This window comes from Citrobacter sp. TBCS-14, from assembly GCF_005280805.1.
Taxonomy (GTDB): Bacteria; Pseudomonadota; Gammaproteobacteria; order Enterobacterales; family Enterobacteriaceae; genus Citrobacter; species Citrobacter gillenii.
The window spans coordinates 1-244 of record NZ_SZWM01000615.1 but is presented as its reverse complement, the minus strand read 5'-3'; the positions used below and the strand labels follow the sequence as shown (position 1 = coordinate 244).

Below are 244 nucleotides of genomic sequence, written 5' to 3'. Positions count from 1 at the left end.
AAACTTGAAGAAAATGGCGTAACTATCACAGATACAACTTTCCAACTTCCACGCAAATTGGTTGAGTCAATCAACACAGCTTTGTTAAACACTAACCCAGTATTCAAAGTTTTCCACGTTACAAATGTTGGTGCTTTGCTCGTATCACGCTCTTTTGATTCATCAAATGAAGCACAAGTCCACAAAGACGGACAAACAAAAACAGAGCAGGCAGCCACACTCACTATTGATACTCTTGAGCCTG

The 244-nt window shown here is 40.2% G+C and carries 1 protein-coding gene; it reads left to right on the top strand.

Annotation, left to right across the window (positions count from 1 at the left end):
- Positions 1-244: hypothetical protein (locus FDX22_RS30575; protein WP_222592541.1), on the top strand; the 244-nt coding region annotated here is incomplete at both ends.